The 20,127-nt window shown below is 45.3% G+C and carries 15 protein-coding genes; 4 read left to right on the top strand and 11 right to left on the bottom strand.

All coding sequences use genetic code 11. The features are described from left to right. Positions 1–24: 24 nt before the first annotated feature. The 4 genes from IQ263_RS15810 to IQ263_RS15795 form a co-directional block, all read right to left on the bottom strand. Positions 25–3,288 carry a DEAD/DEAH box helicase gene (locus tag IQ263_RS15810; RefSeq protein ID WP_194068254.1) on the bottom strand — a complete coding sequence of 1,088 codons (3,264 nt, stop codon included), beginning with the start codon at positions 3,286–3,288 and terminating at the stop codon, positions 25–27. 209 nt (positions 3,289–3,497) lie between these two features. Continuing rightward, the gene (locus tag IQ263_RS15805) at positions 3,498–4,088 is read right to left on the bottom strand and encodes a Uma2 family endonuclease (protein WP_194068253.1); all 591 of its coding nucleotides are present in this window, start codon (positions 4,086–4,088) and stop codon (positions 3,498–3,500) included. Positions 4,089–4,125: 37 nt separating this feature from the next. Then, positions 4,126–4,305 (bottom strand): hypothetical protein, encoded by a 180-nt coding sequence (locus tag IQ263_RS15800; RefSeq protein WP_194068252.1) that lies wholly within the window; start codon positions 4,303–4,305, stop codon positions 4,126–4,128. Next, entirely contained in the window at positions 4,306–4,815 is a 510-nt protein-coding gene (locus IQ263_RS15795; protein ID WP_194068251.1) for a hypothetical protein, read from the bottom strand. Positions 4,816–5,103: 288 nt separating this feature from the next. On the opposite strand from IQ263_RS15795, the gene serA reads away from it, so the two are divergent. Together serA and prmA are read left to right on the top strand one after the other, a co-directional pair. Next, positions 5,104–6,687, top strand: coding sequence for a phosphoglycerate dehydrogenase (gene serA, locus IQ263_RS15790; protein WP_194068250.1), 1,584 nt, complete (start codon positions 5,104–5,106; stop codon positions 6,685–6,687). Between the two features lie 585 nt (positions 6,688–7,272). Next, positions 7,273–8,163, top strand: coding sequence for a 50S ribosomal protein L11 methyltransferase (gene prmA / locus IQ263_RS15785; RefSeq protein ID WP_194068249.1), 891 nt, complete (start codon positions 7,273–7,275; stop codon positions 8,161–8,163). A gap of 239 nt (positions 8,164–8,402) precedes the next feature. On the opposite strand, the gene IQ263_RS15780 is transcribed toward prmA, so the two are convergent. Then, on the bottom strand, positions 8,403–9,005 hold the full coding sequence (locus IQ263_RS15780; RefSeq protein ID WP_194062127.1) for a hypothetical protein: 603 nt from the start codon (positions 9,003–9,005) through the stop codon (positions 8,403–8,405). Between the two features lie 425 nt (positions 9,006–9,430). Then, positions 9,431–9,997 (bottom strand): pentapeptide repeat-containing protein, encoded by a 567-nt coding sequence (locus tag IQ263_RS15775; RefSeq protein ID WP_194068248.1) that lies wholly within the window; start codon positions 9,995–9,997, stop codon positions 9,431–9,433. An 85-nt stretch (positions 9,998–10,082) separates the two neighbouring features. Between IQ263_RS15775 and IQ263_RS15770 the strand changes: the two genes are divergently transcribed. Further along, positions 10,083–10,640: a pentapeptide repeat-containing protein gene (locus IQ263_RS15770; protein WP_194010035.1), complete on the top strand. Its 558-nt coding sequence runs from the start codon at positions 10,083–10,085 to the stop codon at positions 10,638–10,640. Positions 10,641–10,756: 116 nt separating this feature from the next. On the opposite strand, the gene IQ263_RS15765 is transcribed toward IQ263_RS15770, so the two are convergent. The 3 genes from IQ263_RS15765 to trxA all read right to left on the bottom strand — a co-directional run bounded on the left by IQ263_RS15765 (position 10,757) and on the right by trxA (position 18,065). Then, positions 10,757–16,177 (bottom strand): DNA/RNA non-specific endonuclease, encoded by a 5,421-nt coding sequence (locus IQ263_RS15765; RefSeq protein ID WP_228050093.1) that lies wholly within the window; start codon positions 16,175–16,177, stop codon positions 10,757–10,759. An 898-nt stretch (positions 16,178–17,075) separates the two neighbouring features. After that, a complete protein-coding gene (locus IQ263_RS15760; protein ID WP_194068247.1) occupies positions 17,076–17,660 on the bottom strand; it encodes a hypothetical protein in 585 nt (194 codons plus the stop codon). 87 nt (positions 17,661–17,747) lie between these two features. Next, on the bottom strand, positions 17,748–18,065 hold the full coding sequence (gene trxA / locus IQ263_RS15755) for a thioredoxin (protein ID WP_194068246.1): 318 nt from the start codon (positions 18,063–18,065) through the stop codon (positions 17,748–17,750). Positions 18,066–18,138: 73 nt separating this feature from the next. On the opposite strand from trxA, the gene fabG reads away from it, so the two are divergent. Then, a complete protein-coding gene (fabG, locus tag IQ263_RS15750; RefSeq protein ID WP_194068245.1) occupies positions 18,139–18,903 on the top strand; it encodes a 3-oxoacyl-[acyl-carrier-protein] reductase in 765 nt (254 codons plus the stop codon). A 60-nt stretch (positions 18,904–18,963) separates the two neighbouring features. Here the strand turns inward: fabG and IQ263_RS15745 are convergent, their stop codons facing one another. After that, positions 18,964–19,419: an HD domain-containing protein gene (locus IQ263_RS15745; protein ID WP_194068244.1), complete on the bottom strand. Its 456-nt coding sequence runs from the start codon at positions 19,417–19,419 to the stop codon at positions 18,964–18,966. Between the two features lie 126 nt (positions 19,420–19,545). Next, on the bottom strand, positions 19,546–20,019 hold the full coding sequence (locus IQ263_RS15740; protein ID WP_194068243.1) for an NUDIX domain-containing protein: 474 nt from the start codon (positions 20,017–20,019) through the stop codon (positions 19,546–19,548). Positions 20,020–20,127: the final 108 nt, after the last annotated feature.

Here is a 20,127-nt window from a genome sequence, read left to right as displayed (position 1 = left end):
CCCCCTCTCCCAATCTCCCCTCTCCTAATCTAGAACCGCATTTTTATTGAGCCTAATTAACTTCTTAAATGCCTCATTATCCAACTCAGTCAACCACGACTCATCCGCACCAATAATTGAGCCTGCCAATTTCTTTTTGTCCTCAATCATTTGGTCAATCTTTTCTTCCAAAGTGCCAATCGCCACAAACTTATGCACAAATACATTTTTTTCCTGCCCGATCCGAAACGCCCGATCCGTCGCCTGATCTTCCACCGCCGGATTCCACCAGCGATCGAAATGAAAAACGTGATTGGCTTTTGTCAGCGTAATTCCCACACCGCCCGCCTTCAGTGACAAAATAAATACCGAAGGTTCTGATTCTGGATCTTGAAACTCTGAAATCATCCGTTCCCGTTTTTCGCGACTCGTTCCCCCGTGGATGTAATAAGTGTTATAATGTAAGGTGTGTTTGATGTATTTTTCCAACGCACTTCCCAATTCTGTAAACTGCGTAAATACCAATAAACTTTCGCCTTCCGCTTTCACTTCTTCAATCATTTCGATCAGCCGTTCCAGTTTGTGCGATCGCTCCGGTGTAAACTCACTTTCATCCTGCAAAAACTGGCGCGGATGGTTGCAAATTTGCTTCAGCTTCAGCAGCGTCGCCAAAATCATCCCCTTGCGCTTTATCCCTTCCGCGGCATCAATGTCTTGCTCTACCTCTTTGACGATTGCTTCATAAAGCGAAGCTTGCTCGCGGGTGAGATTGCAGTATAGTTTTTGCTCCACTTTGTCGGGGAGATCCTGAATAATTGACTTATCAGTTTTCAGGCGGCGCAGGATAAAAGGTTCTACTAATTTTTTCAGCGCTGCTGATTGCGTGCGACTCCCATTTTTTTGAATCGGTAACTCAAACAACTTCCGAAACTGCGCCTCTTTTCCCAAATATCCGGGATTGAGGAAATTAAAAATTGACCATAAATCCAACAAGCGATTTTCTACAGGTGTTCCAGTCAGCGCCAACCGATGGGTAGCCGGCAACTTTAAAATCGCCTTTGTTTGCGCCGCCTTCGGATTTTTAATATTCTGCGCTTCATCAATTACCAAGCGATGCCACTCTACACTGCTCAACAGCTTCTCATCTTTGCGCGCCAAAGTAAACGAAGTAATCAACATATCACAATCTTGGACGGCGGCTTTAAATGCTTTGGTATCTTGCAAGCGCCCAGGGCCGTGGTGAATCAGCGATCGCAATTCTGGAGCAAATTTTTCCATTTCCTTTTGCCAATTGCCAACTACGGAAGTTGGCGCAATTAGCAGCGTGGGTAAAACCGTAATTTCCGTCTCTTTTGTATTAGATAAAACTTCTCTTTCTTGCAATAATCGAGCAATTACCTGCGCCGATTTACCCAAACCCATATCGTCGGCAAGACAGCCATTTAATCCCAAACTTTCCAAATAACTCAACCAAGAAACACCGCGCTTTTGATAATCCCGGAGTTTGCCTTGAAACTTTGCCGGATCTGCAATTAACTCTAGCCGACTCTTATCGTGCAGCTTCTCCAACATATCTGACAAAGCCCGATCGCGCTCCACCTCTAACTCTTCACTAGCTTCTCCTTGGGCCGTCAACTTCATAAAGTCAATCAGGCTGACATCGGGATTCTCTTCGCGATGTTTTTTCCAAAACTCCAGCATCTCCTGCATTTTATCTTTGTCCAGTTCCATCCATTGTCCTCGGAACTGCACCAGCGGTGTTTTGCTATTAACTAACGCCTCCCATTCTTGTTCGCTAACCCGTTCGCCTCCGATCGCCAATTCATACTGATATTCCACCAAGGAATCCGCCGAAAACAATCCTTTGCCCTTGATTGCAGCGCTTTTCTTACTGCTGCCCTTGACTTGCAGGCGAATCTTCGCCCGTTGTCGTCCCTTCGGCGTCCACCAAGCGGGGACAATCACTTTGTATCCGGCATCTTCTAGTACCCAAGCGGACTCGCTGAGGAAGGTAAAGGCATCATCTAAGCTGAGGGAAATGTTAACGGGTTTGTCGGTTTCTAGCCCTTGCCAAAGTTGGGGATAAATGCGGGCGGCGTAGCCGAGATTTGTCAGCAAATGTTGCTCGAAGTTGTCACCGAATTGTGTTTGCAACTGTTTTTGTTGAGTCGATCGCGATCGCCAATAATCCTGCAACGGCATCCGCAGAGATGGGTCTTTTTTCGCAGCCACCTGAAACTCTAAAATCCAAGGCTGTTCGGGGTTTTCGGGGGATTGCAATTGAAAGCAAAGGGAGAATGAGTCAGCAGATTGATTGCGCGTAATGCGATCGCGCCAGGTTTGCCATTGCTGATATCGATCTAGGCTGACTCCCGCGATTTTTCGTGTTTGGTTGAGACAAATTTGGAGTAAAGAGTCCGAAATTTTATTCTCAAACGATGCTGGGATTGGTGTTTGAGTGACAATTTCCGCGATCGCACATTCTGAAAAATGCCGCAGCAACATTTCGCGATCGTAGAACTTTGGCGTCATATCTGCTAGTTTGAGCTTGTTAAAACCCGACGCACAAACTAAAGGCATCCATTCAACATAGCGTTGTAAATCAGTTTCGTACTGCGCTGAAACAATTTCCCATCCCGGATAAATCTCAAAGCTTGGTGCAGTCTTGGCAGTGGTTTTAGTAGTTTTTGCAATTTTTGCAGTTGTTTTTGTTTCACCGGCTTTCTTGCGCCCGCCCGTGGCTTTCTGGGCGGGTTCTGATGTTTCGATGGGTGCGATCGGAGCAGTTTCTCGATAGCGCAACGCCGGAATATAAAGATCCTTGAGAATAATTTGTTTAAAAAATTGCGTGTAGTGATGCCAGAATAGTAAGTCAGAACCGAACTGAACTTCTGCCAAATCGTAGAGGGCCAGAAAATGCAAATCGTTCAATACTTTGGTGAGGCTGTGGGTGGCAATTGGCAGACAATCGACTTCCCAATATTCTAATTCAAACGTTTCGGGTAACTCTGTCTCTAAATATCGCGCTAACTCTAAAGATGGTAACGGCTGGTTATCGGCGGCGGGTAGTAAAAAGTACCGAGGGGCGATCGCTTCTAGCCCCCTCGAACTTGTATTTCCGAAGGCTGATAGTTGAATCCCGGCTTCTTTCGTTAAAAACTCTGTTAACTTTGCCGTTTCCAATTGGCGGGGATGAACTTTACCACGTTGGTTTTTATGTTCAGTAGTTTCAACCCAGATATAAAATTTTCCACCTTGAACAAAACTTTCTTCTGTTTGAGGAATCCAAGTGCCGTGGAGGATTTTCATAGGTTATACCAAATGCAACCTTTGGCAGCCTATCATATCATCAATTAGCGGGAAAAGATAAGACGGCGGTTGAAACCGCTGCTATACAAACGATGTCCGCCTCTGCGGACTAAAGAGAATAACGTAATTTTACCGCGCTATATTTAACCGGCGGAGGCTGGTTTTGCTTGTGTAAACCTGGTTTCAACCGCGCCCGTCTTCTTACAAATTTAGAAAATATCAGTTAAATCCAGCACAAAACCGGGCAGTACATTTTCACCTGAGAGAGTTTGAGGCGCATCTAAAATTTCTACTTCTCTATCTTGACGGGAGATTTCTACTTGTCGATTTTGGCGATCGAGCAACCATCCCAACCTCGCTCCATTTTTCACGTACACTTTCATTTTAGCCCGCAATTTTTCTAAAGAATCGGTGGCCGATCGCAATTCCACTACAAAATCGGGACAAATTGGTGCAAATTTCTCTTTTTGTTTCGCAGTTAAAGCATCCCACCTGTCGCGCCGAATCCAAGCAGCATCGGGAGAAATATCTGAACCGTCGGGCAGTTTAAATCCAGTAGAAGAATCAAAAACTACTCCCAAATGCTTATTTTGACGGCTCCAAGATTGAAGTTGAAAGTTTAGGTCTGAATTCCGTCTGCCTGTCTCGCTACCTGTAGGTGGCATAATAATTAATTCTCCCGTTGCAGTGCGCTCAAATCTCAAATCCCGGTTGTCTAGACACAACTGGAAAAACTGCTCGTCAGTTAATTCGAGCGTTAATTCTAGGGGAGAATGTAGGGCGATCGTTTGTGATTCCATAACTGTAACTGTCTCCAAATATTACATGAGTAGAATGTCAACAACCAACTGCCAACAACCAACAACCAACTAAAAGAGCGGGCACTTTTGGCACCGCCCTACCAACAACCAACAACCAACAACCAACAACCAACAACCAACTGCCAACTGCCAACTGCCAACTGCCAACTGCCAACAACCAACAACCAACTGCCAACTGCCAACTGCCAACTGCCAACTAAGTCTCTGCTGTATAACCTTGCATATTTTCCGGTTCAAACGATCGCAAAATATTAGCTGCTTTGTCGGTTAAAACGTCAGTACCCTTAACAGCAATCAAAAATTTGCCCGCATTCAAACGGTTGCGGTAGGGTAAAGCATCGCCGCTACCAAAGGCCATTCCTCCGGCACCGCCGACAAATACGCTGCCCATCCCGCCGCCGATGGCACCTAGCACTCCACCGATGAGGTGATCGCCAATTTCGCCCGCCCAAGCAAAAGTTTTCAACTCAGTCATCAAGCTGAAAGTAACGCCGGCAATAAAGCCAAACGGTATCAGCCAAATAGCCATGAGTTTCGCTTGTTTATTTGCTTGCTGGTTGGGATCTATCAAACCAAATTCATCGGCAGTTTTGTAGCCGCGGCCCAAAATGCTTACTTGCTTCATCGGTAAGCCTTCTTTTTCGAGGGCGCAGTAGGCGGCTTCGGCTTGCATTCGATCGGGCAGTACGGCGATAAGATAATTCATTGACAACAATTCCTGATAGTTAGGTTCGGATACCCGGAATTTATTATAGCCTGAAAAGACTTGCTAGCTAAGCAATTGGGCGTTTTCCAGAGGTCGGCCCAGGACGATCGCCCCCAAAGCTAAAATATTTCCCGCAAAAATGACCGACCATGACCGAATACAGATACAATTCAAACTGCACAAAGGCAAGCTTGAGCTGATCTGTCAGATACGGCTCTAAGTCATAAGTCTCAACTTTGAGCTCGCCAACGCTCGGCCTATTTTTACTATTGCACTCGATTGCTTGCTATGCCTAAAGTTCTAGTATCCGATCCGATCGACCAAGCCGGAATTGACATCCTCTCCCAAGTCGCGCAAGTTGACGTAAACACAGGACTTTCCGCCGCCGAACTGGTTAAAATTATTCCAGATTACGACGCTTTAATGATCCGCTCTGGCACCCAAGTTACCAAAGAAATCATTGAAGCCGGAAATCTACTCAAAATCATCGGTAGAGCCGGAGTCGGCGTAGATAATGTCGATGTACCCGCCGCTACCCGCAAAGGAATTGTAGTCGTCAACTCCCCCGAAGGCAACACGATCGCCGCTGCCGAACACGCGATCGCCATGATGCTCTCGATGTCCCGCCACATCCCGGAAGCCAACGCCTCCGTCAAAAGCGGTAAATGGGAACGCAACCGCTTTATCGGCGTAGAAGTTTACAAAAAAACCCTCGGCATCGTCGGTTTGGGCAAAATCGGCTCCCACCTCGCCGCCGCAGCCAAAGCAATGGGCATGAAACTGCTCGCCTACGATCCCTTCATTTCCACCGAACGAGCCGATCAGTTGGGCTGCCGTTTGGTAGAACTAGAATTGCTGATGCGCGAATCTGACTACATCACCCTGCACATCCCCAAAACGCCGGAAACCCTGCACTTAATTAACGCTGAAGTGCTGTCGAAAATGAAGCCCACGGCCAGGATAATTAACTGTGCTAGAGGTGGCATCATCGACGAAGCAGCCCTCGCAGAAGCTATAAAATCAGGCCAGATCGCCGGCGCAGCGATCGACGTTTACGAACACGAACCGCTAGAAGCCGATTCCCCGCTGCGGAGTGTCGGCCAGAACATCGTGCTGACACCCCACTTGGGCGCTTCGACGGCGGAAGCTCAGGTGAATGTGGCGATCGATGTTGCCGAACAAATTCGCGATGTGTTGTTGGGACTCCCGGCGCGATCGGCTGTTAACATACCCGGTATTTACCCAGACTCGATCGAAAAACTCAAACCCTACCTGCAACTCGCCGAAACCCTAGGCAACCTCGTCAGCCAGCTAGCCGGAGGCCGAGTCGATTACCTCAACGTTCAACTCCAAGGCGAACTCGCCAACAACCAAAGCCAGCCCGTAGTCGTCGCCTCCCTCAAAGGCCTGCTCTCCCAAGCCCTGCGAGAGCGCGTTAACTACGTCAACGCCAGCATTGAAGCCAAAGAACGCGGCATCCGCGTCGTCGAAACCAGAGACGCCTCGATTCGCGACTACACTGGCTCTCTGCGCCTCTCGGCCAAGGGAACTCTGGGCGAACACACAGTCACGGGTGCAGTCCTCGGCGAAAGCGAAATTCGGATTACCAGCGTTGACGATTTCCCAGTCAACGTTTCCCCGACTAACCATATGCTGTTTACCCTGCACCGCGATATGCCGGGGATTATTGGCAAAATTGGTTCCCAATTGGGCAGTTTTAATGTCAATATTGCCAGTATGCAAGTGGGCCGTAAAATCGTGCGAGGCGATGCGGTGATGGTTTTGAGCCTGGATGACCCTCTACCAGAGGGCATATTGGCCGAGATTCTCAAAGTTCCGGGAATTCGGGATGCTTACACGGTGAATCTTTAAAGAATTTTAGATTAAGGATTTTAGATGTCAATCTAAAATCCTTAATCTAAAATCGTTACAGGGTAAATCTTTAAAGGATTAAGGATTTTAAATCTCAAGTCTAAAATCTAAAATCGTTACAGGGTAAATCTTTAAAGGGTTAAGGATTTTAAATCTAAAATCTCAAACTTGTTCGCTTGCGAAGTTGAAAATCTAAAATCCTTAATCTCAAATCGTTAGACGGTAATTCTTTGAAGGATTAAGGATTTTAGTGAATGCCAATCTAAAAGCTAAAACTTGTTCGTTCGCGAAGTCGAAGAATCCTTAATCTAAAATCATTGCACGGTAAATCTTTGAAGGATTAAGGATTTTAGAAGCTGCCAATCTAAAATATAAAATCGTTCCACGGTAAATCTTTGAAGTATTAAGGATTTTAGATTTTGGATACAAGGACTGATAATTGGTAATGAGTAATTAGTTATTGGTAAAAAAGCCAGAAAGCTGAATTGTTTCTATTAGTCAATCCTGATTCTTCACTACCCAGTTCCCAGTTGCCAATTCCTGACGGGCCAATCTAAAATCTAAAATCTAAAATCTAAAATTGTTATGGCACATAGCTGGTGGGAAATTAGAATTATTTGCGATCCGGCGCTGGAAGATATCATCTTTTGGCGTTTGGAACAATTTAAGTGTCGGGGAACAGCCACTCAGATCAAAAGCAATTCCTGCCTGATGTCGGCTTATTTGCCCGAAGAACAAGCCCGATTGCTGGATTTGGCTGCCCTGTCTCTGTGGCTGCGACAAGATGCTCTGTGTGCAGGTTTGCCCCTACCTGCGATGCAGTGGAATTTGATTGAAGAGGAGGATTGGGGCAGCACTTGGAAGCAGCACTGGCAGCCTCAAGAAGTGGGCGATCGCTTTTTAATTAATCCCGCATGGCTGCCGGCGCCGACTGATACCGATCGCGTCATTTTGCGTTTAGATCCCGGTGTGGCTTTCGGTACGGGTGCTCACGCTACGACTCAGCTTTGTCTGGAATCTTTGGAAATGCGTCTCGGTTTTGATGACAAAGAGTGCATAGTTGCGGATATTGGCTGCGGATCGGGTATTTTGTCGATCGGCGCGGTGTTGTTGGGCGCTACAAAGGTTTATGCTTTGGATACCGATCCTTTGGCTGTGCGATCGACCATTAGCAACCGACAGCTTAACCGCGTTAACCCGCAGCAGTTAATCGCAGAACTCGGAACGGTCGATCGCTTGAAAGAAATGATCGATGAGCCGATCGACGGTTTGATGTGCAACATTTTAGCAGAAGTAATCATAGATTTAATCCCGCAGTTCACCGCGATTAGCAAACCGAGTACATGGGCCGTGCTCAGCGGCATTTTGCTCGACCAAGCTAAGCCAATTGCCGATACTCTCGAACAGCACGGTTGGATTGTGGCTACTTTGTGGAAGCGCCAAGATTGGTGTTGTTTTAATATTCGGCGCAGTTAGCGTTTTTAGATTTTCGATACATATATTAGTAGTAGGGTGCGTCAGATTCGATGATTTTGGATGCGTATTGAATCGCTACCAACTGACGCACCTTACAATTATTTCGGAATTAATATCACCCGAAATCAGGATAGGGCAGTGCCGTTTCCCTACAATTAATCGCGGTAGGGAAACGGCACTGCCGTGTCCTCTATATCATACCGATGAAACCGGAAACGATATGACGCACCTGATTGAAATTAGCTAAACATTACATAGCGGATAATCGAACCTTCGCGATCGATTTTTACAGCGTGTTGCGAAAGTATTTCTTCCGACCACATTGGCTCAGAAACAGGCTGAGATTCAGGTTCATCGCCAATCCAAGGTGGAGAAGGCATAGATAAGTCACGACCATTTAATTGTCGCTCTAACCACTTTATCGCTCCTGTATGTTGACATTTGCGATCGCAACAACCAGCTCCCAGAAACTGACCTTGTTCATCAAAAACTTCTATAAAAGAGCCGCTATTATCCCAACCATCATCAACATAGCCTTGTATCAGAAGAGCAAATGAAATTTGAGATTCAACGGGAACTTTTACAAGATATATCTCGCTGAGGCTGTGCTGAGAGTAGCAAAAATGTCGATCGTAAGTGTCAGCCACAGTTTTAGGTATGTCTTGTGGAGGTCTTTCAATCTCCACCGACTCCAAACCATCACCAAACCCACCAAACAACTGAAGACATCCGATGCGACAGTCTGGGAAGAAATCCGAGAAAGAGTCAGAGCGATCGTAAAACTTACCGATTTCTTCCTCGTAGAATTTTCTAACTAAAGATTCCCGAGTGCTATAATTCATACACTCTCTCCTATAATTTTTGTTGTTTTTGCCTTGTGCTATCGCTCATATCAAATCCGGTTAAATGCACGTAGATAAGTAGGGGAAATCCCCCTGTGATAGCCCCTAATGTACTGCGACAATCAAACGGATGTGATATTATTCATTGATGTCATCGGGATCGGGATCGAAGTCGTAGGGTGCCTCAGATTCAATCATTTTTAATCTCAAATCGCTACCAACTGACGCACGCTACAAGGACATGATATTAGTCGTAGGGTGCGTCAGATTCAATCATTTTCGCTCTCAAATCGCTACCAACTGACGCACCTTACAAGTTATATCAATTTCGGTCGATTACCCATGATTCTTGTAGGAGCTCACTTCGCCATAATATTTCATATAAATTGACAATCTTGTAAAACCGCCCCAACTCCTCGATTTGGTTAATCGTCAGTTTCTATCTCAGCATATTCATCAGTCACAACTTGTCCATCTGGCATGATAGTATTTCGCTTGTAGCTGTCGCCTAAATCGCAACCTTCAACAAGTGCTCCTCTCAAATTTGTCTCATACAGACAAATTTCACCCATCATTGCACCTCTAAGGTCTGCTCCTTCCAGATTGGCTCCTTTCAAGCTAACTTCAAATAAACAAGCATTTTGCAGGTTGGCATTTCGGAGATTAGTATATTCCAAATTACCATCTGTCAAGTTGGCATTACTTAGGTTAGCTCTCTCCAATGAAGCTCTTTCTAGATTAGTTTCTAAACTAGCATTAGACAAATCTGCTTCGTCCAGCATACTATGAGTTAAATCAGCATAATCTAATCTAGCTGACGTAAAAATAGTACGTCTGAGATTGCTTTCTTTCAGCGTGGTATATGTCAAATCAGCTTCACTGAAATCAGCCTCACTCAAGTTTACGCCTCTTAGTTCGGCACCTTCTAGGTTAACCCGACGAAAATCTCTTTCACCCGCTGCGTATCTTTTGAGCAGTTCTTCTGCGTTCATAACTTGCCTCTTTAATCACTTTCAAATGATAAACTAAAAGTGACAGTGCTACGATGAAAGCATAAACAATTTGCATCATAAAGCTATGAACGCTGAAGAAATACTCAAAAGATACGCCAAGGGACAGCGAGATTTTCGGAGTAGCGAGTTAGAGGGTATTAATTTGAGCGGAGCTGATTTGTCTGGAATCGATCTAGCTGGTGCTAACTTGCGTAGAGCTAACTTTAGTAGAGCGAATTTGAGCCGAGTGTTCTTGGGAGATTGCCACCTGTATGAAGTCCAATTAGAAGGGGCTAACTTAATGCTTGCCACTATGTATGGTGTAGTTTCTATTGACGCTAATTGGAGGGGAGTAAATTTGGATGATGCTAGTTTGGAAGAAGCTTATCTGGTCTCTGTTGACTTAGAAGAAGCTACTCTGAAAAATGTCAATCTGAGTGATGCCAGGTTTGAAAATTGTAACTTGAAAAACGTTAATTTTGAGGGAGCTATTTGGAACGAAACTCTAATGGCTTTAGTTGATTTAACAGGAGCGACAGGGTTCGACCCTGCTGATGTAGCCGGACATCAGATCGTATTGCCTAACGGTCAATTTGTTGAATCCACTTGGGAGTTTACTGAGCAAAAGTATGGAGATATTTAGTTGGAGTAGTCCTTGGTAAACTAACGGACATCTAATTTGCTAAGGCGATATAAGCCTATCAAGTTTAAAACTAAGCAAATTAAATGTCCATTAGCTTATCGCTCGAAAGCCGCCTGTTATACGATGAAATTTTGATTTCGACGTTGCTCGATAGCATCCTGAATTTCTTCTGGAAGCTCTGACAAAAAGTCATAACCTGTTAGCGCTTCCACATCATCAACTGTGACTGCATAGTCTTCCCATACATTAGGATTATTTAAGTTCACAATTGTTCCGTTGGGAAGCTGAAATTGATTGTTCTCTAAAGTGCGGGGGTCTACATTTGGCATGATAACAGAAATGATTTGAGTTTCTGTCGTAATATCTGCCAGTCCCTGACCGGGCTGCAAAGGAACGATAATCTTCCAGGTGTAATCAGGAATTCCAATGCGTTTAGGATTGACAATCCACTCCCGGTTAGTTCCAATATTACCACCATTTTGAGTCAAGATTCTACCCAGAGAATCTCTGCTGTAAACCCAATTCCCATTATTGTCTCGCCGTCTCACAACTAAGTTTCTTACTACTCCTGGAAGCGGATCGGGATGATTGGGAAATGGATCGTTTGTTCGAGGTTGGCCTGGATCTTCTCGATTGAGATCGTAACTAGCTCCACCAGCAATGATGTAAAGCTCTGCGTTGTTGCCGTTGACAAACCTATTGCTATCGTCTTCGATATCTTCCCAAGGTACTCGATTTACTTGAGCTTGTTGTGGAAGCAAATTAGTTGTTAAGTAAGTGGATAAGGCATCTTTGAAGGTTCTCGTGCGGTCATTGAATGGTGTCATGTGGCCTCGATCGAACAGTCTCTCTCGAAAAGCACGAGTGTTGTTGTTGTTTTGATAGTCAGCTCCTTGAGTTTTAACCCAATCTGCGGGGAGCGATTGGTCTGCAACCCACGGATAACCTCTAGGATTACCATTTTGAGCGTAAGGACTGAATGTCCCATCAACTGGGTTAACTCCATTAGGATAATTAGGAAAATTATCATCGAAGCCAACGGGAAACCTACTTCCATATTGACGAGGAATTTGCTCTACGTATGGAGTGTTGGGAGGGTCTCCGGTTCTACGTCGGCGTCTTACATCACCCAACCAGGACTTGTTTAACTGCCAACTCACCCAATTAGGCCCCTTGGTGGCATCGTTGTAAGACAACGAATACTGTGGCTTTTCAATCAAGAAATTTTCTTGGTGAGTGTCTTCTGAAGGTCGAGCAAAAGTAGGATTCCCTAACTTGAGATGAACGCTCTTAAAGAAAACGTCATCCAGATAAACTTGACTGTCGCCTTCTACCTTAAACTGCAACAAAGCAGGTTTGTTGCGTAGATTATCTGGTATTTCCAAATGAAATGTCTCAAATCCTTGTTCGGCGTAAGCTAGATTGTTGGTGTAGGGATCTCTGTACCCTAGAACATTATAATCGTAGTAACCAACCGCATTAGGACGGGCAAGAGAATTCGGATCTAATGGGTTAATTAATGTATTAGGATCGGCAGCCCTCGTCAGTTCGATCGGGGTTAAATCCTGCCACTCCTCAGCAGTTGAGTCGGTTCCTTTGATAGAAACTTTGAGTTGACCGCCACTGGGATTAGGTACGTGAAGATTAAATCGCAGAGTTCCAGACTCAGGTACCACAAAACGGTTGTGGGTAATGCTTTGATCTGATTCTAACTTCAGAGCATAATTTGGTTGAGTTCGATCGACTCCTATCCTATCCAGTTCTGCGTGCAAAGCTGGAGCATCTGTTGCAGATAGCTGATTCACATCAACGAGATTGCTTGTAGTTACACTCGGTGACGCTTCACCATTATGCAAAGACCAACCAGGAATCACATCAGAAAAGATAGTTCGATTCAGTCCCTGCGGATTGAAAACCGCATCAAAATTGCCGTTAAATAAAGTAGGAACCGCAAAATCCCCCCGCATCCTGGCATCATAAGTATTCTCAAAATCAACCGGGATACGCTCTACATTCGTTTGGGGCCGCAACTCCGAACCGCCGCCCAAAACCGAATAAAACCACCCCGTACCAATTCCCTCCCAAGGAGCAGCATCAACACCGTGTTCAAAACTGTGTTCCGGCGTATACCAAGGGCTAACGCGAGCCGGGCCTGTCAAAACAGTACCGCCAAATGAAAAGTCCTTATCGAACAAAGGTTCGCGATACCCATCACCGCGCCGGCGGAAAATAGGATTAACATCTAAGTCTTCATCGAAGGGGAAGTTAGTTGGAAACAAGTCAGATGTTCCTCCATACCAACTCAAAACACGTCCGTGTACGGCTCCCCTGCCGGCAATACCAACAGTAGGATCTGTTTCCTTGGTAAACCCAGCACGGCTGTCATTATAATCTGGGTTATTGCTATTGGTTCCCAGGAAAACCGACAAATCCGGTTCTCCTAACAGCGGAGCATCTGGATCGGGATTTTCTGACCTCCAACCTTCTCGCGGAAACTGAAGTCCGGGAGCTGTTTTTCCATCCTCAGTAGACGGAAGATTCGGAATATCCCGACCCGCAGGCGAAACCGTACCTCCTGATAAATCCGGTACTGTCTGATAGTAATTATCCGCAAAAGTGACATTTTTCCACACCTGAACCTTCGGTTCGCGGAAATCGCCGAAATTATCTGTCACCACATTTAGCCCCGGTTGGTCGAAATCATGGGGGTCTAAAGTTGTCATCTGAAGGTCGCGAACATCAGAGTTTTCTTTTCCACCCGCTTCAGGAAAATGAGTCCCCAAACGCTGAATAATTTCGCTGTTAACAACTGTTCCCCGACTGAAACCAACAAAATGCAGCGGTGAATTGAAAATGGCTCCTTGTTTTGCCGTGCTGTTTTCATCGATAAACAGTTGGTCTAACTGCACGAGGGAAGCAAAGAAAGTATCTGCCACTGCTTCGCTAAAACCTGAATCAGGAGCTGCCGATTCATTATTGTTCGACCAGTCATTGAGCAGCACTAACGGTTGATTGTTGTCAAGGTATGGAGCTATGTAACTCTCCAACTTGGTGAGATAGTCGGCGTCGTCTTCTGGATTCTCACCTGCTGGGAAATCTGGCGCAACCGCTCCATATTTGTTGACAGGAACCCAATAACCAGTAGCGAGGTCGTACCTCATCATCAAACCGTTGTCCTCAGCACCTGCATTGGCAATACTATTGCCCAGTTGGTAAAACTCTGAAGGAATTCCAGGGTTATCAAAAAAGGGAGCACTAAAGGGAGGCTTGAAGCCATGAGTCAGCACAGTTACGCTGGGGAAGACATCATTACCATCATCGGGCTCGGTCAATATTGGCGTCCAAAAATCGCCAAACTCTATGTTCCGGCTGCCATTTTTATTCCAAGCTTCAACGGCCCAGTTGTACTCCTGACCCGCTGTCAAAGTGAGGTTGTCAGGTAGCGTGAAGCTGGTATTTGTACCTTCAATAAATGTTTGACCGCCATCCAAAGTCCACTTGCCAATGTCGTCGTCATCATCTCTTTGCCAAGTTGCCGTCAAAATTCGGTTGGGGTTGAAGTCGTTCTCTTGGCTGCGGTAAAAAGAAGTATTCCAAGGTTTTGTCAATAAGTCCAACTGTTCTGGTTTGCTCAATCCTTGGTTGAAAAGAAATTCGTTGCCATTCGGGTCTGGTAAATCGACAACTTCATCCCACGGCAGCAGTCCTTCACCTTCATCGAAGACGCTGAGGAACAGGTTAACTTCTTCTACATTTTCACTCGGCAATTCGTCAAATTCCCATTCTAAAGTAGGAGTCAAGTCATTTGAACTATCCCCTGGCCCAGTTAAATCCAACCAATCCAGCGGTGTCGCCGCCAAACCGCGAGAGTTAGTCGCAGAAACAGGAGCTCGCTTGCTACCAGGCGGCACGCCGTAAGTATACTGGTTGTTTGCATCAATCAGAATCTGGAAGTCAGCAGCAACACTAACCGCTGGGTTAATATTATCAATTGGCACTGTGGAAAGGTCAGCAACCGTAGCATTTCGTGCTGTAGTGCTGTCGAACAAAGGCAGCCCGACACCCCGACCTTTAGCATCAATTTGAAATTGAGCGGGGTTTGTCACTGTTTTGACGAATTCTTCAGTGTCAAAAACATACACCTTGCCATTCGCACCGCTCAAATTGGGATAGGAAGCATAGAGGTACTTGCTGTCACTAGAAAGCACTAAATCAGTAGTCAATCCGTCGGGAATTGGTCGAGTTGCTGCTACTAATTGCGGATTAGTCAGCGGGTCTTTGATAATGCCGATATTGCTCCCGGCCCGCGGGTCTCCATCTACGCTGGGTATTTCCTGACCGAAAAATTTCGGATCGTTATTGCGACCCACAACAAACGCATAACTAGCATCCGGTAAAACAGTTACCGAAACTCCCTCATTCAGATCAAAGTAATCAAAGTCGGAACCCAGCCCTAAATTTGCATAGCGAGTAGTCGCAGCAAAACTTACCGGGTCATTATTAGTAATATCTAGTACCCCAAATCCTTTGCTATCTTTCCCGCTGTTTGTGAACGTCATTTTCAGCGGATCGACCGTAGCAGCTAATCCTTCTAACCCTTCATCGGCTGTTATATTTCCGATTAATTGATTCCACTTTTTAGGGTTCTGACTTGGGTCGTTGGGGCGGTCTTTGGGGTCAATATTCACAACGTAAATGCGGCTGTTTACCCCATTGGGTGCGGTAACAAATAGCTTCTTTCCGTCGCTGCTAATTGCCATCTGTCGCAAACCGCTAGGTGCTGCACCAACTGTAATAGTTTGGGTAACTTGGTGATACTTGGAGGAGAAAGGGTTGATATCGAGAACGTAGATGGAATTGCCACCAGTTTTCCCGTCAGCAATGTAAGCGTATTGGTCGCGGGAATCAAGTACAATAGAACGCGGGGATGCACCGCTAGGTAGTTCGATCGGATTAATGCCCGCTATATCCGGTTTGGTGTCTATTTGCTGACGGGTAATCGGATCGACCAAAGCCACTCTAGCGGAAGCTTCTAGAGGTACGTATACGCGAGAACCGTCGCTAGTTACAGTCAAATCTCTGGCTCTATCTAGCCGATCGTCCGTACCTACAGCAATGTTACCAATTAGCAAGTCGCTGCTGCTAGTTGTCGCCACAACAGATTCTGGATTGGAAGCGTTGAGGAGGGCAATTTTATCTGCCGTCCACTGCGCTGCAAACACGTATTCTGTAGTGTTTTCCAGCCGGTAGGAATTGCTGTTGTAGAGAACTTCTGTTGCTGGTTCTGCCGGATTTGGGCTGACTTTTTCGTTCTGTTTGCGGCCCAGGACAATCCGGGAATCGCCCAAGGGTACGGTGTCGGGAACTCTGACGGCTACTTCAAATTGATTGTCTGCTAATTCGCTACTGAGGTTAGTTAATATTGTGCCTTCATAAGCTTGGCTGCCAACATAAAATTTTACCACTAAATCGCTGAATTGGCTACCTTTTGGGTCGCCAAAGTTGTCTGCTAAAACGTTGCTCCCCGTCAGAAACAAAACTGGTAGATTATTCTCAAAAGGTTGATTGTTTGCGTCTTTTAATTTGAGTTCGGCACTTTCAATCAGTGGAGGATTTTTGGGATTGGCGGCAGTTGGAGCGAGTTAAGATGCGCCTCTTTCCGCAAAAATAGGCTCTTTACCGAAGTAGTCGATTTGTCTTTCGTTTGCAGGTTCGCCAGTGAGAGTGTCGAACTCAGGCGTTTTTTTTACGGGGGTGGAAAAAACTGAAATTCTTTAATTTGGGGCTAAAATTGATGGATTTGGAGAGGATTGCGGTGTCTTCGGGGTTGTTGTTAGAAATTTCTGTAAGTTCGGGGAGTGCTGGTTCTGGGATAGGGCTGCTAAGGGCTTGAGGATTGAGTGAGTTGTCGGTGTTTATGTCAAATTCAGGTATTAAGGTCGTTTCACCGATAGGGAATGGCTCTTGACTGTTGAAGGGAGATTTATTGGAAAATTTCATAAGATGCGAACGGGAGCATCTCACTTTTGCAGCCAAGCTAGAAATTGGAGGTAGGAGGCAGGAGACAGGAGACAGGAGGAAAGAGGAAGAAAGAAGGAGTCAAAAGAAGTCTTTTTACAAATATGAGATGCTCCCGATGCGAACAAGCGATACAGTAACTTGTGATTCTTAGTATCTCACCATAATAAAATTGTTTATGTCAAGCTGTTGAGGCAGAAATGTTAATTATTGTTATACAAATTTACATAGTGTTAGAGATGCCTGGTACGATCGCCATTAATTAGGCAAATACAATCTCGATCGTCCCGTAATATCGTTTCCAATTAAATCGGAATGATTTAACCGCTCTTGGCGCAGAGGGCACAGAGAGAGAATAGAGAGATGAATACAGGACGATGCTACCGGATTCGATCTAAGTAAGCAATTGCAGCATAATTAAGAACTAGAAACTAAAGAACGAAGGTAAAAAGACACCGCTCCAATTAAATAAAAACCATTCACCAAAATCAACAATCCTTTACCAATATAAGAGTGAACAAAACCAAAAACGCGGAAAGTAGACAGCAGCACTAACAACATTTCCACCACAGAAACAATTGACCCGTAATGCTTTCTATCCCAATAGGAAATCGGACTGATAAAACGGTAATTGCTGAACGGAAAAAAGTGTCGGTGAGCGTCGTCATTGTGGACTGGCAAATCTCCCAGAGAGTGCAGTATCATGCTGAGAAACAGAATTTGCACGCTTTGCCAGCCGAAGTAATCAGCAATTACCCAACCAATAACCGCGAGGGGAATTGAATGAAACAGCGCCACAATATTCTGGACAAAAGGCTCGTAATAGGCTGTTGACCAAATTGTAGCTTCCGGCAAACGAGCAATGTATTTCGCCCAAAAGTAAAATAAAAATATCGGGATGTCGGGTAAAATTCCGCCCGTAACGATGAGTAAATTCAACTCAGAATGCTGGGCTCTACCGAGAATGGCGAGATTGATAATTGCGTGGCTGGGAGTTTTCATGAGTAAGGTGCGTCAACTAGGATTATCTTATTTATAATTAATCAGATATTAGTTGACGCACCCTAGGTGTGAGATAATTGGCTGATGTTACAAGTGAGGTTGCAGTCGATCGAGCAACTGCGCCGCTTGCATCACTCCCTCAATGCGATCGACCTCAGCACCATTTTTGAACAGTACCAAAGTCGGCAAAGCATAAATGTGATGCTGCGACGCCAACTGTTCGTACTTATCCGTATCGATTTTGACCACCATCAGCTTCTCTTTCGTCTGACCGCTGACTTGCTCCAAAATCGGTACCATCATCTGACAAGGCCCGCACCAAGTAGCGTAAAAATCTACCAACACGGGCAAATCGGAGCCCGATAGTAACTCCTCAAAACTGCTGAACTGTTTTTGAACTGCCATAGGACAAAATAATTTTTTTGGTTCTGGCTCGATTTTAGTGCAAAATTCTCTGGTAGATTGCGAGGATACAATTATGGAATTATTACCAGAGACATATCAGAGATTGCGGGGTCAAGTTGCTGTCGTCACCGGTGCATCGCGGGGAATCGGCCGCGCCGTTGCTTTAGCCCTAGCCGCAGAAGGCGCTAAAGTCGCCGTCAACTATGCCAGTTCCAGCGCTGCTGCTGATGAGGTGGTAGCAGAAATTATCGCTGCTGGCGGAGAAGCTGTCGCACTTTCAGGAGATGTCTCGAAAACTGACCGAGTGGATGCACTCATCAGTAATGTCATGGAAAAATGGGGACGGATTGACATTTTGGTGAACAATGCAGGCATCACCCGCGATACTTTGCTGTTGCGGATGAAGCTGGAAGATTGGCAAGCTGTGATTGATTTGAATTTAACCGGCGTGTTTTTGTGCGCGAAAGCTGCGAGTAAAATCATGCTGAAACAGCGCAGCGGCCGAATTATTAATATTGCTTCGGTGGCCGGACAAATGGGCAATCCCGGACAAGCTAATTACAGTGCGGCGAAGGCTGGGGTAATTGGTTTTACTAAAACTGTGGCTAAGGAGTTGGCGAGTCGCGGGATTACTGTGAATGCTGTTGCACCGGGTTTTATCACTACAGATATGACAAAAGATGTCAAGTCTGATGAGATTTTGAAGTACATTCCCCTGGGGAGATATGGGGAAGTTGAGGAAGTTGCGGGGATGGTGAAGTTTTTGGCGGCGGATGCGGCGGCGGCTTATATTACGGGGCAGGTTTTTAATGTGGATGGGGGAATGGTGATGGCTTAGATTTGGTTTTTTTTTAACCGCAGATGCACGCGGATGAAAGCGGATATCTGCGGTTAATAATTACTTTAAGGCGGCACGCAACTGACTGAGGACTTTTTTGTATTTTGCCATGCGTTGAAAATCTGCCTCTGTCGGATTGGCGATGCGACGAATATCGAGGTTATGAGTAACATCAGCGATTTTGACTCGCAGTGCGATCGGGTTGGCAATCACACGTTCTAAATAAGCTGCATAAGCTTCTCCTTCTATTTTGGTAATCGCCGCGATCGCCGAGACGATAACTTCAGGAAAATCTTCGCTTCTAAGTTGCTCAAGTGTAAGTTCAGAATCTTCGACTGCATCGTGGAGAACCGCTACGATTTTCTGCTCTAGAGAAGTTACATTTTCCATCACAAATAGCGGATGATCGAGATAGGGATTGCCTGCCTTATCAACCTGCTCCTCATGTGCTTTGGCTGCGATCGCGATCGCTCGTTGCAGTAATAATTCGTAGTCTGAATTCCTATTAGACAACATAAGCTGTTCTCCATTTTAACTGTATGTTAAAAAAAATAAAACTCTTGTGGGGAGTAGGGGTTGGGCATCCTGCCCGCCATGAATATGCAATCCAAATGCGCGACAACATAGTACAGAAATTCTCTATTAAAGTTTCATTTTCCTGGTGGCTAAAAGGTCGTGTGTGGTTTGCAATTTTAAATATTCCTGTAACAATTTCCAAGCCATTTGAGTACCCTCCCCTGCGTTGACTTTTTCAAAATCTATATCTTTTCTCAAAACTACCAAACCGACACCTTCTTTGATTTCTATTTGATCGCAATCGCTAACTCTCACCAAAAAAAGATGGTTGTTTTGTAAAATTTTTATATCGTTTTGGGACTTTTTGTGAGTAAAAGTTGCGATAAATTCCATTGTGTAATCAGGTATTGCGAGGCAAGTTTCTTCCTCCATTTCTCGCACTGCTGCCTGCTGTGGACTTTCTCCAATGTCCACGCCACCACCAAAAGTAGAAACCATTCCTTGACTGGCAATACCTGGAATATTATCTCGCAGTTGTACTCCAATCTGACCGTTCGGGAGCATTATAAAAATGCGAACTATTGACTTGGGAATATTCATATTATCGAGTTTATAAAAAAAAGAAACTTGCTTTATATAGCGGTTCTCACAAAAGTGAGGATAGCCCTAGGCCCTAGGCCCTAGGCCCTAGGCCGGATCGTACCTCAT

It is taken from the genome of Tychonema sp. LEGE 06208 (assembly GCF_015207505.1).
Lineage (GTDB): Bacteria > Cyanobacteriota > Cyanobacteriia > Cyanobacteriales > Microcoleaceae > Microcoleus.
Note: the sequence above shows the minus strand (reverse complement) of the source record. Positions and strands in the feature narration are given on the sequence as shown.